Raw genomic sequence first — 13,686 nt, 5'->3', positions numbered from 1 at the left:
GTACCCGACATGGATTTGACCGGCAAAGTGGCGATCGTCACCGGTAGCGGGCGCGGCCTCGGGCTGGCCTACGCCGAGGCCCTGGCCGCGGCGGGCGCCGCGGTGGTGGTGAACGACGTCGATCAGGAGGTGGTGGACGCCGCGGTGGCGAGGATCACCTCGGCGGGCGGCCGGGCCGTCGGCGTGGCCGCCGCGGTGGGCGGCACCGCGGCGGCCGAGCACCTGGTCGGGGCGAGCGTACGGGAGCTCGGACGCCTCGACGTGCTGATCACGAACGCGGGCATCCTGCGCGACCGGGTGCTGTGGAAGATGTCCGACGAGGACTTCGACGACGTCGTCGACGTGCACCTGCGCGGCACGTTCACCTGCGCCCGCGCGGCAGCGGTGCGGATGCGCGAGCAGGGCGCCGGAGGTCGGCTGATCCTCGTCGGCTCGCCGGCCGGCCAGCGCGGCAACTTCGGCCAGACCAACTACGCCGCGGCCAAGGCGGGCATCGTGGCGATGGCCCGGACCTGGGCGATGGAGCTGGCCAAGGCCGACATCACGGTCAACGCGGTGATCCCGGTCGCGGCCACCGAGATGACCAAGACCATCCCGGCGTTCGCGCCGGTCATCGCCGAGTCCGAGCGCACCGGGGAGCCGCTGCCCGGCTGGCTGCGCAGGGACGAGGGGCTGGGCACGGTCGCGGACGTCACCGGGCTGATCACGTTCCTGGCCTCGGACGACTCCAAGGGCGTCACCGGGCAGGCCATCGGCGTCGGCGGGGACCGGCTGGCGCTGTGGGCGCACCCGAAGGAGAAGGCGGTGGCGTACGCCGACGGCGGCTGGAGCGCCGAGGCGATCGCCGGGCAGTGGCACACGGGCGTCGGCGCCGAACCCGAGACCTACGGCATCCCCGCCCCCAAGGGAGCCTGATGGTGAACCTCGACGAGCTGATCGCGATCGACGTCCACACCCACGCCGAGATCTCCAAGGACGGCCACGGCTCGCTGAGCCCACGGCTGTTCGGCGCGTCCGAGGAGTACTTCGGCTCGCACGAGCGCCCCACCGTCCCCCAGATGGCGGCCTACTACCGGGAACGGAAGATGGCCGCGGTGGTGTTCACCGTGGACGCCGAGCACGCGACCGGCCACCCGCGCATCGCCAACGAGGAGATCGCCGGGAGCTGCGCCGAACACGCCGACGTGCTCATCCCCTTCGCCAGCGTCGACCCGCACAAAGGCAGGGCTGGCGCGCGGGAGGCCCGCCGCCTGGTGGAGCGGCACGGGGTACGCGGCTTCAAGTTTCATCCCAGCATCCAGGGGTTCGCCCCGAACGACCCGATGGCCTACCCCCTGTACGAGGTCATCGAGGAGCTCGGCGTGCCCGCGCTGTTCCACACCGGGCAGACCGGCATCGGCGCGGGCGTGCCCGGCGGGGGCGGCATCCGGCTCAAGTACTCCAACCCGATGCTGGTCGACGACGTGGCCGTGGACTTCCCCGAGCTGCGCGTCATCCTGGCCCACCCGTCGTTCCCCTGGCAGGACGAGGCGCTGGCCGTCGCCACGCACAAGCCGTACGTCCACATCGACCTGTCCGGATGGTCGCCGAAATACTTCCCGCCGCAGCTCGTGCGGTACGCCAACAGCCTGCTCAAGGACAAGGTGCTCTTCGGCTCCGACTACCCCGTCATCACCCCGGACCGCTGGCTGGCCGACTTCGCCAAGCTCGACATCAAGCCCGAGGTCCGGCCCAAGATCCTCAAGGACAACGCCGCGCGCCTGCTCGGCCTCGACAAGGAGACCTCATGATCACGGTTGACGGGCTCGCGGAGATCAAGGCCCTGGCCGGTCGCGACCTGGGCCACAGCTCCTGGCTGGAGATCACCCAGGAGCGGGTGAACACCTTCGCCGACGCCACCGGCGACCACCAGTGGATCCACGTGGACGCCCGGCGGGCCGCGGACGGCCCCTTCGGCGGGACCATCGCGCACGGCTATCTCACCCTCTCGCTGCTCATCCCGCTCTTCAACGAGGTGCTCGACATCCAGGGAGTGAAGATGAGCATCAACTACGGGCTGGAGAAGGTCCGCTTCCCGAGCCCGGTACGCGTCGGCGCCAGGATCCGCCTGGCCGCGAAGGTCGCCGAGGTCGAGGACGTGCCCGGCGACGGCGTGCAGATGCTCTGCGACTTCACCGTCGAGATCGACGGCGTCGCCAAGCCCGCCTGCGTCGCCCGTACCGTCTACCGCCACTACGCCTGAGAGGTGAGGGGACGGTGTTGAACGCAGGGCTCGGCGGGTGGCCCGCCAGGCGGGCCGCGATGTCGCCGGGCCGCACCGCCTTCGTCTTCGGCGACCGCGCGATGACGTACGCGCAGGTGTACGACCGCACCACCCGCCTGGCCGGACAGTTGCGCGCGGCCGGGGTGCGCAAGGGGGACCGGGTGGCCTACCTGGGGCAGAACCACCCGGCGTTCGTGGAGACGATGTTCGCCACGCACATGCTCGGCGGCGTCTTCGTGCCGCTTAACTTCCGGCTCGCCGCGCCGGAGATCGACTATCTCCTGGCCCACAGCGGGGCGACGGTGCTCGTCCACGCCCCCGAACACGCCTTCGACCAGTCCGTACGCACGGCGGTCACCCTGGGCCCCGACTACGAGAGCTGGCTCGCCGCCGGCGACCCCACGCCCATCGACGTGCGGGTCGACCTCGACGACGTGGCCTGCGTGCTCTACACCTCCGGCACCACCGGCCGGCCCAAGGGCGCCATGCTGACCCACGGCAACCTGGTCTGGAACTGCTACAACCTCCTGGTCGGCGTGGACGTCGCCGCCGACGAGGTGACGCTGGTCAGCGCGCCGCTGTTCCACGTGGCGGCGCTGAACCAGTGCCTGCTGCCCACGTTCCTCAAGGGCGGGCGTTCGGTCATCATGCCGTTCTGGAGCGTGGAGGCCTGCTTCGACCTCATCGCCGAGGAGCGCGTCACCTGGATGTTCGGCGTGACCACGATGTTCGCCGCGCTCTCGCGCTCGCCGCGCTGGGCGGGCGCCGACCTGTCCTCCGTACGCTGCCTGATGGCGGGCGGGGCGGCGGTCCCGCCCGCGCTGATCCACACCTACCAGGAACGCGGACTGACCTTCTGCCAGGGCTACGGCCTCACCGAGACCGCGCCGGGGGCCACGTTCCTGGAGGCGGGCGAGAGCGAACGCAAGGTCGGATCCGCCGGAGTCCCGGTCTTCTTCACCAATGTCCGCTGTGTCCGCCCTGATCTGACCGACACCGCCCCCGGGGAGCCGGGCGAGGTGCTCATCCAGGGGCCCAACGTGACCTCCGGCTACTGGGACGACCCCGCCGCCACCGAGCGGGCCTTCTCCGAGGGGCGGTGGTTCCACTCGGGCGACATCGCGTACGTCGATCCCGACGGGCACTTCCACATCGTCGACCGGGTCAAGGACATGTACATCTCCGGCGGCGAGAACGTCTACCCGGCCGAGGTCGAGGCGGCCGTCTTCGAGCACCCCGCGGTCGCCGAGGTCGCGGTGATCGGCGTGCCGGACGCCACGTGGGGCGAGGTCGGCCGGGCGTTCGTGGTCACCGTCCCCGGCGGGGATCTGACCATCGGCGGGCTACGGGCGTTCCTGGCGGGGCGGCTGGCCAGGTACAAGCTCCCCGTGTACCTCGACCTGGTGGACGACCTGCCCCGCACCGGCTCCAACAAGATCCAGAAGAGCCGGCTGCGCGAGACCCTCGGCAGCGCTCCCGGACGGGCGTGACGCCATCCGCCGGACTTCCATTTGATAATGACGTCACTTTGACGCCATAATGGCGCCATGGATCTCAAGCCGTACGTCGACAGGCTCCGCGGGGACCTCGCCATCGCCGCGCAAGCGGGCGGCGAGGATGCCCGGGCTCTCGCCGAGCGACTCGTCTCACCTCTCGAGTCATCCGTCCGGCTGATCCTGCTGGAGGTCCTGTCGGCGGCCGCCGACGAGATCACGCGCGAGCTGGCGCCCGGCTCGGTGGAGGTCCGGCTGCGCCGCGGCGATCCCGACTTCGTCCTGACGCGGTCCCCGGCGGGACACCCGTTCGACGACCCCGGTGGACCGCCCGGCGCGGACCTCCAGCCCACGGATACGCCGGGCGCCCAGGAAGGCGGCACGGCCCGCATCAGCCTCCGCCTCCCGGAGCAGCTGAAGGTCCAGGTCGAGGAGGCCGCCCGCCGGGAGGGCCTGTCGGTCAACACCTGGCTCGTCCGCGCCGTCGGCGCCACGTTCGAGTCCGGCGCTCGCCGGTCGGCGGGCAGCGGCTCGGCGAGCGGGCGCCGTTACACCGGCTGGGTCGGCTGAGGCCCGGACGTACGCAACCACGAGGAGGGTTTCATGCCGACATTCGACACGCCTCAGCCGATCTCGGTCAGCATCGACCTGCCCAACGGCGAGGTCAGGATCAACGCGAGCGACCGCGCCGACACGGTGGTCGACGCCCGGCGGGGCGACGGCGAGGCAGGGGCGGCCGCGGTCCAGATCGGCTACGCGGGCGGCCGGCTGGTCGTCAAAGCGGCGCAGCGGGATCCGGCCCAGTCCCGGCACGCGGGCGCCGGAGCAGGCGCGCGGCGCCAGAGCTGGGCTTTGGAGGGGCTGGGCCGCCTGCTCGGCGACTGGGGAGAGTCGGTCCACGTGACGATCGAGCTGCCGTCGGGCTCACACGTACAGGGCGTGTCGGGCGAGTTCCGCTGCACGGGCCGCCTGGGAGACTGCCGGCTGCGGACGGACCACGGCGACCTCCGGCTCGACCAGGCCGGCGCGATCCACCTGACCAGCGACAGCGGCGAGATCGCCGTCGAGCGCGCCACCGGCCGGGCCGAGGTCTCCAGCGCGTCCGGCGAGATCAGGATCCAGGAGCTGACCGGCAGCGCGTCGATCAGGAACGACGACGGGGAGTGCTACCTCGGCGAGGTGACGGGCGACCTGCGGCTGATCGGCACCAACGGCGACATGCAGGTCGAGCGCGCCCACGGCGGCGTCGAGGCGAAGAACGTGCACGGCAGCGTGCGCATCGGCGAGGTCGCGCGCGGCGAGGTCACCCTGACGAGCACGACCGGCGACCTCGAGGTCGGCATCCGGCACGGCACCGCGGCCTTCCTCGACGTGAGCACGGCCGACGGCAGGCTGCTCAACTCCCTCGACGCCCTCGACGCCCGCGAGGGCCCGGCGGGGTTCGACGAGGCGGTCGAGGTACGCGCCCGCAGCCATCACGGCGACATCACGATCCGGCGCGCCTGACAAGCCGTCCTTTGTCCCATCTGGACACGGCGCTTCGCCTCCGGCCGCGGGACGGCTCCACCCGACACGGCGGGGGTGATGGCGCGTCCGGGGCATCACGTCCGAACCTGGTAGCGTGACGGTACGTTCCGGCGAGCCCGTGCTTGTGATCATCGACATGCAGAACTACTTCGTTCGCGATGTTTCTGCCCATATCGTCCCCGTCATCGCGGACCTTGCCGCCCGGTGGCGGGCGGCCGGGAACGAGGTGGTGTTCACCCGCTACGTCAACCATCCAGGTTCGCCGTACGAGCGGCTGCTCGGCTGGACGGAATGCATGGCGGCGCCGCAGATCGAAATCGTCGACGAGCTGCGGGCACACGCGCGGCAGGCGACGGCCGTCATCGACAAGAAGGGGTACAACCTGTTCGCCGACGCCGGCGGGGCCGCGCTGATCGCCGGACGCGGGTGGCGGGACATCTACCTGTGCGGGATCGCCACGGAAAACTGCGTGCTGGCGACCGCGCTCGGGGCATTCGAGCTCAACCTGACGCCCTGGCTGATCGAAGACGCGTCCGCCAGCCACCGCGGGCCTCATGCCCACGACGCGGGAGTGTTCGTCGCCGGCAGCCTCATCGGCAAGAGGCAGATCATCTCGGTGGCCGACATCCCGGTCTTGCCGGGAGGCCGGAATGCCTGAGCGGCCGACCGGCCGACCGAGGCTGCGGGCCCGGGCATGGCTTACTTGATGCGGCCGTGCAGGAGTTCGGCCAGGGTCGCGTGAGTCCGCTCCAGCGGCCGGTCCGGATACAGGGCGCGGCGCTCGATGGCGACCGTCAGCACCATGCCGAACACGGCCGTCGAAGCCGTCTCCACGTCCAGGTCGGCCCGGACCTCGCCGTTCGCGGCGGCCCTGCGCAGCACGCTCGCGTAAACGCCGAGCGCGCTCTCGCGCAGCCGCGCCACTGCCTTCTGCCACGCCGTCCGCCACATCTCGGCCAGCAGCACCCGGGCGAAGGCCCCGTGCTCCTCGAAGAACCTGAGCTGCCCGAGCACCACCGAGTCGAGCGCGTCCAGCGCGCTCTCCCCGGTGTCGGCGGCGGCCAGCGCCTCGGCGAGCAGGTCGACGGAGTGCTCCAGCAGCGCCTCGAACAGCCCCTCCTTGCTGCCGAAGTTGTAGAACACGGTGCCCTTGGCCACCCCGGCCCGCTCGGCGATGGCGTCGACGGTGGTGGCCGCGTAACCGTGCTCGGCGATCAGCTCCACAGCCGCCCTGAACACCTTCTGCCGGGTCTCCTGCCTGTTCCCGCGCCTGGCGGCGCGCTCGGTCCGCTCGCTCACAGCGCCAGCTCCGGGTGCAGGCGCTTGACGGACCAGATGCGGCCGCGATCCACGGCGAGCGTGGTGAGCGCGAGCCCGAGTACGAGGAAAGCCGACAGCACCCCGCAAGCCTGCCACACCACGGTGGGATCGCCACCGCTGATCAGCCTGCGCAGCGCCGACACCACCCAGCTCATCGGCAGCCACGGCGAGATCGTCTGGAAGAACCCGGGCGACGTCTCGATGGGATACGTCCCGGCCGCCGAGGTGAGCTGCAGCATCAGCAGCGCCAGCGCGACCACCCGCCCGGGCGGGCCGAGCAGCGCGTTCACCGCCTGCACGACCGCCATGAACGCGGCGGTCGCGAGCAGCAGCAGCCCGATGAGCCCGGCCCAGTGCGCGGCCTCCAGCCCGAGCCCGAACCGCAGGACCGCCACCAGCACGCCCACCTGCGCCGCTCCGAGCGCCGCCCCCGGCAGCCAGCCCGCCAGCGCGATCCGCACCGCGCCCGTCGTACCCGCCAGCCGCCGCTGGTTCAGCGGCTTGAGGATCATGTACGCGATCATCGCGCCGACCCAGAGCGCCAGCGGCAGGAAGAACGGCGCGAAGCCGGTGCCGTAGTTGGGCACCTCGTTGTCGACGGTCTTGGCCAGCCGGACCGGGTCGCTCATCACGCCCGCGCGGTCGTCGCGCTGCTTGTCGTCGTAGTCGGGAATCCGGGCGGCGCCGTCGCCGAGCCCGCCCGCCAGCTCCTTCGATCCCTCGGCGAGCTTGGTCGCGCCCTGGTCCGCCTGGCCCGCGCCGTCGTGGAGCCGGTCGACGCCGGTGCTCAGCGCGCTCGCGCCGTCGCTCAGCCTGACCAGCCCGCCGCCCAGGCGCCCGATGCCGTTCGTGACCTGGCGGGAACCGTCGGCCAGCTTGGTCGCGCCCTGGTAGAGCCGGTTCGCGCCGGTCGCGGCCGTGCCCAGGCTCGAGTTCACCTTCGCGGCGCCGTCGGCCAGCTTGCCCAGGCCCGTGTCCAGGGCATTGAGCTGCTTTCTGGCCTGGTCCAGTCTGGACCCGAGTCGGGGCGCCACAGCCGCGATCCTGCGAGCCTGCTTCGCCAGCTCGCGTGCCTGGTTCCGCAGGTCCGCGACGCCGTCGGTCCCGGTTCCCGCACCACTGCCGGCGCCGATGCCCGCGCCGGTCCGGGCGGCGTCCTGGGCCTGGTCCGCCTGAGTGGCGGCCCGGCGCGCGGCGGCTGCCGCGTTCCGCAGCAGGCCGCGCACCTCGGGGTCGGCGTCCGCGCCGAGGCGGTCGAGCGCGGCCTGCGCCTGCGAGCTCGCCTGCCTGGCGCTGTCGGCCGCGCTCCCCGCCTGGGTCTTCGCCTCGCGAACGCTGTCAGCCGCCGCGCTCGCCTGTGCCAAGCCGGTCGCCGTGCCGGTCGCCGTGCCGGTTGACGAGCCGGTTGACGAGCCGCTGCCGGCGACCTTGTCGGCGGCGTCGGCGACCGCCTCGGCGGCCCGGGAGATCTGGGGACCCCACTCGTCCAGCACGGGGACGTACGTGTCGGCGAGCTGGTTGACCGTGCGGGTCTGAGCGTGAACCTGCTGGTATGCCTCCCTCGCGCCGGAACTGAGGGGAGAAGTTCCTTTCTCGTGAAGCTTGTTCAGGCCGTCGCGCAGTTGACCGATCCCCTGCCGCGCCTGCGTGAGACCCTGGGTGACCTGGGCCGAGCCGTCGCGCAACCTGCCCGTGGCGGAGTTGGCGGTGTTCAGGCCGGCGGAGAGCTGCCGGGCGCCGCTCTCGGCCGTGCCCAGGCCGCTGCTGAGCCGGGAGACGCCGTCACCGAGCCGCACGGCGCCGTCGTGCAGCTTGTCCGCGCCCTCGGCGGCCTCCGCGGTCTTGTCGTGGATGTCGCCGATGGAGACGAAGACGTTGTCGAAGTAGTCGTGGATCGCCGTGCGCTCGGCCGCCGCCCGCACCTCGTTGAACACCGCGTCCGAGATGCTGCCCATGATGTAGCTGCGGCCCGTGTCCACGCGCAGCCCGAGCCGCGCCGGGCTCGGTACGGCGGCGTCGTCGCCGGGTGAGGCCAGCTTGGCGCTGAAGTCGGCGGGCACGGTCAGCGACAGGTAGAACGTGCCGTCCGCGACCCCGTCGGCCGCCTGCCTCGCGGTGGTCTCGTGCCAGCCGAACACGTCGCGCTCCAGCAGCTCGCCGGCCAGGTCGCGGCCCGCGTGCAGGGTCTTGCCCGCGGCCTGGGCGGGTTGGTCCTCGACGACCAGGGCGACCGGCACACGGTCCAGATTGCCCTGCGGGTCCCAGAACGACCACAGATACAGGCCCGCGTACAGGAGCGGCAGCACCACCACCGCCGCCAGCGCCGCCCTCGTCAGCCGCGACCGCAACATGCCCTTCATGACAGCTCCACCAGTTGGTCGAAGCGGGCGGGCGGCGTCACGCACGAGGCCACCACCGTGCGGTCCAGAGCCCGCAGCAGGTTCCACAGTGCCTGCTGCCGGTCGACGGGCAGACCCGCGTCCACATTGTCGGCGACGATCACCTCGGGCTCGTCCAGGAGCGCCAGCGCGAGGCCCAGCCGCACGTGCTGCTCGCGGTCCAGCTCCCGCACCGGCGCCCGCTCCAGGTCCGCCAGCCCGACCCGCTCAAGAATCTCCTGGTACGGCCGGCGCCGCCGCTCCCGCAGGTGCTCCCCGACCGTCAGCGACCGGTCCAGATCCGTCACCCCGTCGATCAGCGCCAGCGCCACGGCCCTGCGGATCGCGCGACGCCCGGCGTGCCCGGCGACGTTCAGCGCGCCTTTCGTGGGCTTCATCCGCCCGGCCAGCGTCAGCAGCAGGCTCGTCCGCCCGCTGCCCGCCGAACCCGCGACCACCGTGAGCGTGCCGGCTCCGGCCTTCAGCGAGACCTCCGGGTACACCCCCTCGACCGCCAACCCATCCGCAGTGATCACCATGACTCCATCGATTTATACTGACCAGTCAGTACAAAGATAGGACCGGTTCGCCTGCCCGGACTCCTGGAGGTGCGGTGGCATTCGTCACCTTTCGACATGCCCGGAATCCGGCAGGAACGAATGCCCCGTTGCCAGAACGGCCCAGCGCCAGGAAGCCTGGGCACGACCGGCCCCAACGCGGCCGCCAACTCGATCGTCCTGCGGGGGGGTCGAGCATCGCCTGGCCGGTCCGGCTCGGTCGAGCCGGCCGTTCCGGGCTTGGAACAGGTACGGCGCGGCGGGATGCCGTCGCAGCTCGTTCGCGCTGAGATCACCGGCAACGCGATGCGCCGCGGCCACCAGGGCGGGAAACGACGACCGCAGATCCACGGCCCACTCTTCGACCGCCTCCAGCCAGGCACGCGTGGCGGCGTCAGGCGCCGAGGAGAGCCGACGGCCTGCCGATGGCCGGCCAGGGAGACCTCCAGCCGCCGCAGCGCCTTGCACGTCCTCCCGAGGTTGTACAGCGCCGGCGCCTCGTCAAGCGGATCGCCGATCTCCTGGGCGATGACGAGGGCCCGTTCATGATGGGTGAGAGCTGCCTTTCCGCTGCTCGTCCTCGACCTCCTCGAAGACGAGCGAGAGCCTGGTCGTACGTTCCTCTTCGGCAGGCGATGTTTCCGAGGTTGTCGAGGGCGATGCTCGCCGACCCGGTCGGCCGGAGGGCGGCAGGCCGAGTTGGGCGAAGATGTTCCCGATGTACTTGTGCACTGACCGACGGCGATCAAGGCGGGCGCTTCCTCCGCTGATCTTTGTCAGAGGTCGCGGCTAACATGCCCGCCATGTCTTCTTCTCGATCGAGCGCGGCCCGGATTCCGTTCACGAAGAATTCCCGGTGGACTTTGGCGTGGACCAGTCGGCCGGCGAGTGACCTGGCGTTCGGCGAGCCGGTCGGGGTGCCGCGGACCGGTCACACCGATCGGGTGTGGGCGATTGCGACCGCGGTCGTGGACGGGCGGCCGGTGGCCATCTCCGGCGGTCGCGATCGGACCCTGCGCCTGTGGGACTTGACGTCAGGTCAGCAGATCGGCCAGCCGTTCGCCGGTCGCGCCGACTACGACTACGTGGAGACGCTTGCGACCACGGTCCTGGACGGGCGGCCGGTGGCGGTCTTCGCCGGTGGCAACACCGGAATCGTACGCGTGTGCGATCTGGTGTCCGGTGAGCAGGTCGGCGAGCCGTTCAGAGGCCATACCGGTTGGGTCGAAGCGGTCGCGACCGCGGTGGTGGACGGACGGCCGGTGGGGGTTTCCGGCGGCCACGACAAAACCGTGTGCATGTGGGATCTGAGGTCAGGTGAGCAGATCGGCAAGCCGTTCAGCGGTCACACCAACTGGGTCACGGCTCTTGCGACCACGGTGGTGGACGGACGACCGGTGGCCATCTCCGGCGGCCACGACCGCACCTTACGTATGTGGGACCTGACGTCGGGCCGGCGGATCGGCAAACCGCTGAGGGGCCACGCGTACCACGTGGAGTTGGTGGTGACCACGGTGCTGGACGGGCAGCCGGTGGCGATTTCCAGCGGTAAGGACGACGGAACCTTACGCTTGTGGGATCTGCGGTCACGCCAGCAGATCGGCGACCCCTTCAGAGGCGACACCGGCTTTGTGAAGGCGGTCGCGACCACGGTTCTCGACGGGCGGCCGGTGGCTGTTTCCGGCGGCATCGACGGAGCTGTACGGATCTGGGATCTGGAGTCACGCCGGCAGATCGGCAAGCCGCTCACCGGGCACACCGATCACGTCAGGGCGATTGCGACCACGGTGGTGGACGGGCGACCGGTGGCCGTCTCCGCCGGCGACGATCACACGGTACGGATGTGGGACCTGTCGTCAGGGCGGCGAGTCGACGAGTCCCCCGACCGCCACACCGGCTATGTCTCCGCCGTCGCCACCACGGTGCTCGACGGACGTTCCGTTGCCGTGACCGGCAGTTACGACAAGACCGTCCGGGTTTGGGATCTGGCCACCGGCGAGCAGGCCGGTGATCCGCTCACCGGGCACACCGACATGGTTACCGCGGTTGCCACCACCCTTGTCGGCGGCCGACCGGCGGCGGTCACCGGCAGCTCCGACAAGGCCGTCCGCGTATGGGATCTCCGCTCGGGCACGCAGACAGGCGGGCCGTTCACCGGTCATACCGACGCTGTCTGCATGGCTGCCGTAGTGGAGTTCGATGGGCGACCGGTGGCCGTGACCGGCAGCTACGACGAAACGATCCGCATGTGGAACCTGAACACAGGCGAAGAGATCGACCCGTCCCGCGCCGACCGGCGGCGCTGGACGGGCGCGGTCGGCGCCACCACCCTCAACGGCCGGCCGGTAGCCCTGACCGTCACCCAAGACGGCACCCTCAGGATGCTCGACCTGACCACCGACCGGTCGACCACGACCTCTCCCGCCGATCGGCACGGCGAATCCGCGCACAACCTCGCCGTCACCACCATCGGCGATCGGCCGGCCACGATCATCGCCAGCCGCAGCAGCTCAGACCCCGTGACGATCTGGGACCTGGCCACGGGCGACGCCCTCGGCGCACTTCCCACGAAAGCCACCGGAGCGGTCGCCGCCGCCACAGTGGACGGTCAACCCATCGCTGTGACCACCAGCCATCAGACGGTACGCGTGTGGAAGCTCACCACCCGCAGGCAAGTCGGACCCGACTTGCACTTCCCCAAACCCGTAACAGAGGTGGCGATCAGTGCAGACGGACACGTCATCGTCTGTTTCGACCGCGACCTCGCCGTGTTCACCAACACCCCAGCGCCGCGCGAACATTGAGGTGACCTCGGCGAACAGTTCGAGCGATTGGGTTTCCCGGAGCACCGCCATCCGAGCAGGGTGTCGATCGGGCGGGCTCGGGTCAGCGGGCCGCGCAGCCCGACGTCCACCGTACCCGGCGGGTGAACCCCGACGGCCAGGGGTCGTTGTCAGCGATGGTCAACGCGACGAACTGGGTGCTTCCCGCCCGGAGACCGCGCGCCAGATGGTCGGCCCGGTAATGGCATGAACACCGGCTCAGGTCAGCCGCGCCAGGTCGTGAAAATGCGGTCGGCCCAGGCGAGCCGCCTGTGAACGGCGGAGGTGCCGCGCTGAGGGAGAGGAATCCATGTCAGGCCGGAGGTCCGGTGCTGGCCCTCAGCGAGATCGGCCGCGACAACAGCACGTGGCGCGCCGGCGCGTTCGGGCTGAGGATGCGCTCGGCGAGCAGTTCGACGGCTCGATCCGCCATTTCGGCGACGGGGACGTCGGCTGCGGTGAGCGGCGGGTGGAACTCTTCCGCCCAGTGTCTGCCCACCACGCCCGTGACGGAGAACCGGCCGGGTATCTCACGGCCGAGACGGCGCAGCGCGCGTTCCACGCCGGGGAGAGCGGCTTCGTTCACGGTGACGAGGCCGGTGAGGTCCGGGCGGGCGGAGAGAAGACCCTCGATACAGGTCTCGCCGGCCGTCGCCTCGTCCGCGCAGCACACCGCGGATGCGGCGAGGCCGCGGGCGGCCGCCGCCGCGCCGAATCCGTCCAGGGCGCGCCGGGCGGGGCCGTAGCCGAGGTTCAGGAACTCCTCGGGCCGGTTGACCAGCGCGATCGTCCGGTGCCCGAGGTCGGCCAGGTGGTGCACGCAGCTCGCGACGAGCCCTTCGTAGTCCAGGTCCACCCAGCAGGGGGATCCGGAGTCGGCGGTGTGACCGATCGCCACGAACGGCATCGCGGACGCGCGCAGCCTGGCCGCCCGGGCATCGTGCAACCGGACCTCCATCAGGATGACACCGTCGACGCGGCGGCCGGTGACCATCCGCTCGAACGAGCGGTCGTGCTCGCCGCCGCCGGGCGACAGCAGCACGTCCAGCTCGTGACGGCCGGCGGCCGCCACGACGCTCGCGACGAATCCGAGCTGGATGGGCGTCAGCCGGCTGCCGGCGGGCGGTATCACCAGGCCGATGGTGCGCGTACGCCCTTCGGCCAGGGCCCGGGCGCTGGCATTGGGCCGGTAGCCGGCCTCCTCGACGACCCGCAGGATGCGCCGACGCGTCAGGTCGGACACGGCCCGCTTGCCGCTGAGGGCGTAGGAGACGGTGCTGCGTGAGACACCTGCCCGTCTGGCGATTTCCCCGATGTTCAACCCAG

12 protein-coding genes are annotated in these 13,686 nt (G+C 71.2%); 8 read left to right on the top strand and 4 right to left on the bottom strand.

From position 1 onward, the window contains the following. Positions 1-9: 9 nt before the first annotated feature. The 7 genes from ACIBQ1_RS03855 to ACIBQ1_RS03825 all read left to right on the top strand — a co-directional run bounded on the left by ACIBQ1_RS03855 (position 10) and on the right by ACIBQ1_RS03825 (position 5,941). Entirely contained in the window at positions 10-915 is a 906-nt protein-coding gene (locus ACIBQ1_RS03855; protein ID WP_397274433.1) for an SDR family oxidoreductase, read from the top strand. After that, positions 915-1,790 (top strand): amidohydrolase family protein, encoded by an 876-nt coding sequence (locus tag ACIBQ1_RS03850; RefSeq protein ID WP_397274432.1) that lies wholly within the window; start codon positions 915-917, stop codon positions 1,788-1,790. Before ACIBQ1_RS03855 ends, ACIBQ1_RS03850 begins: the two co-directional genes overlap by 1 nt. Next, on the top strand, positions 1,787-2,242 hold the full coding sequence (locus tag ACIBQ1_RS03845) for a MaoC family dehydratase (RefSeq protein WP_397274431.1): 456 nt from the start codon (positions 1,787-1,789) through the stop codon (positions 2,240-2,242). Before ACIBQ1_RS03850 ends, ACIBQ1_RS03845 begins: the two co-directional genes overlap by 4 nt. Before the next feature lie 14 nt (positions 2,243-2,256). Beyond that, positions 2,257-3,753, top strand: a complete 1,497-nt coding sequence (locus ACIBQ1_RS03840; protein WP_397274430.1) for a long-chain fatty acid--CoA ligase — start codon at positions 2,257-2,259, stop codon at positions 3,751-3,753. A gap of 57 nt (positions 3,754-3,810) precedes the next feature. Next, on the top strand, positions 3,811-4,326 hold the full coding sequence (locus ACIBQ1_RS03835; protein WP_397274429.1) for a hypothetical protein: 516 nt from the start codon (positions 3,811-3,813) through the stop codon (positions 4,324-4,326). A 33-nt stretch (positions 4,327-4,359) separates the two neighbouring features. Further along, positions 4,360-5,262 carry a DUF4097 family beta strand repeat-containing protein gene (locus tag ACIBQ1_RS03830; RefSeq protein WP_397274428.1) on the top strand — a complete coding sequence of 301 codons (903 nt, stop codon included), beginning with the start codon at positions 4,360-4,362 and terminating at the stop codon, positions 5,260-5,262. Positions 5,263-5,377: 115 nt separating this feature from the next. Continuing rightward, the gene (locus ACIBQ1_RS03825) at positions 5,378-5,941 is read left to right on the top strand and encodes an isochorismatase family cysteine hydrolase (RefSeq protein WP_397274426.1); all 564 of its coding nucleotides are present in this window, start codon (positions 5,378-5,380) and stop codon (positions 5,939-5,941) included. Between the two features lie 41 nt (positions 5,942-5,982). On the opposite strand, the gene ACIBQ1_RS03820 is transcribed toward ACIBQ1_RS03825, so the two are convergent. Genes ACIBQ1_RS03820 through ACIBQ1_RS03810 form a run of 3 tightly spaced genes read right to left on the bottom strand, consistent with a single transcriptional unit; the run spans position 5,983 to position 9,520 of the window. Further along, positions 5,983-6,582 (bottom strand): TetR/AcrR family transcriptional regulator, encoded by a 600-nt coding sequence (locus ACIBQ1_RS03820; RefSeq protein ID WP_397274424.1) that lies wholly within the window; start codon positions 6,580-6,582, stop codon positions 5,983-5,985. Next, the gene (locus ACIBQ1_RS03815) at positions 6,579-8,963 is read right to left on the bottom strand and encodes a YhgE/Pip family protein (protein WP_397274423.1); all 2,385 of its coding nucleotides are present in this window, start codon (positions 8,961-8,963) and stop codon (positions 6,579-6,581) included. The genes ACIBQ1_RS03820 and ACIBQ1_RS03815 overlap by 4 nt, the downstream gene beginning before the upstream one ends. Continuing rightward, complete coding sequence (locus ACIBQ1_RS03810) at positions 8,960-9,520, bottom strand: ATP-binding cassette domain-containing protein (RefSeq protein WP_397274422.1); 561 nt, start codon at positions 9,518-9,520, stop codon at positions 8,960-8,962. The genes ACIBQ1_RS03815 and ACIBQ1_RS03810 overlap by 4 nt, the downstream gene beginning before the upstream one ends. Positions 9,521-10,332: 812 nt before the next feature. Between ACIBQ1_RS03810 and ACIBQ1_RS03805 the strand changes: the two genes are divergently transcribed. Beyond that, on the top strand, positions 10,333-12,342 hold the full coding sequence (locus tag ACIBQ1_RS03805; protein WP_397274421.1) for a WD40 repeat domain-containing protein: 2,010 nt from the start codon (positions 10,333-10,335) through the stop codon (positions 12,340-12,342). Positions 12,343-12,673: 331 nt separating this feature from the next. On the opposite strand, the gene ACIBQ1_RS03800 is transcribed toward ACIBQ1_RS03805, so the two are convergent. Next, complete coding sequence (locus tag ACIBQ1_RS03800; RefSeq protein WP_397274420.1) at positions 12,674-13,681, bottom strand: LacI family DNA-binding transcriptional regulator; 1,008 nt, start codon at positions 13,679-13,681, stop codon at positions 12,674-12,676. Positions 13,682-13,686: the final 5 nt, after the last annotated feature.

The organism is Nonomuraea sp. NPDC050153, assembly GCF_044460125.1.
GTDB lineage: Bacteria > Actinomycetota > Actinomycetes > Streptosporangiales > Streptosporangiaceae > Nonomuraea.
The sequence above is the reverse complement of the archived record's forward strand: the minus strand, read 5'-3'. Positions and strand labels throughout refer to the sequence as shown.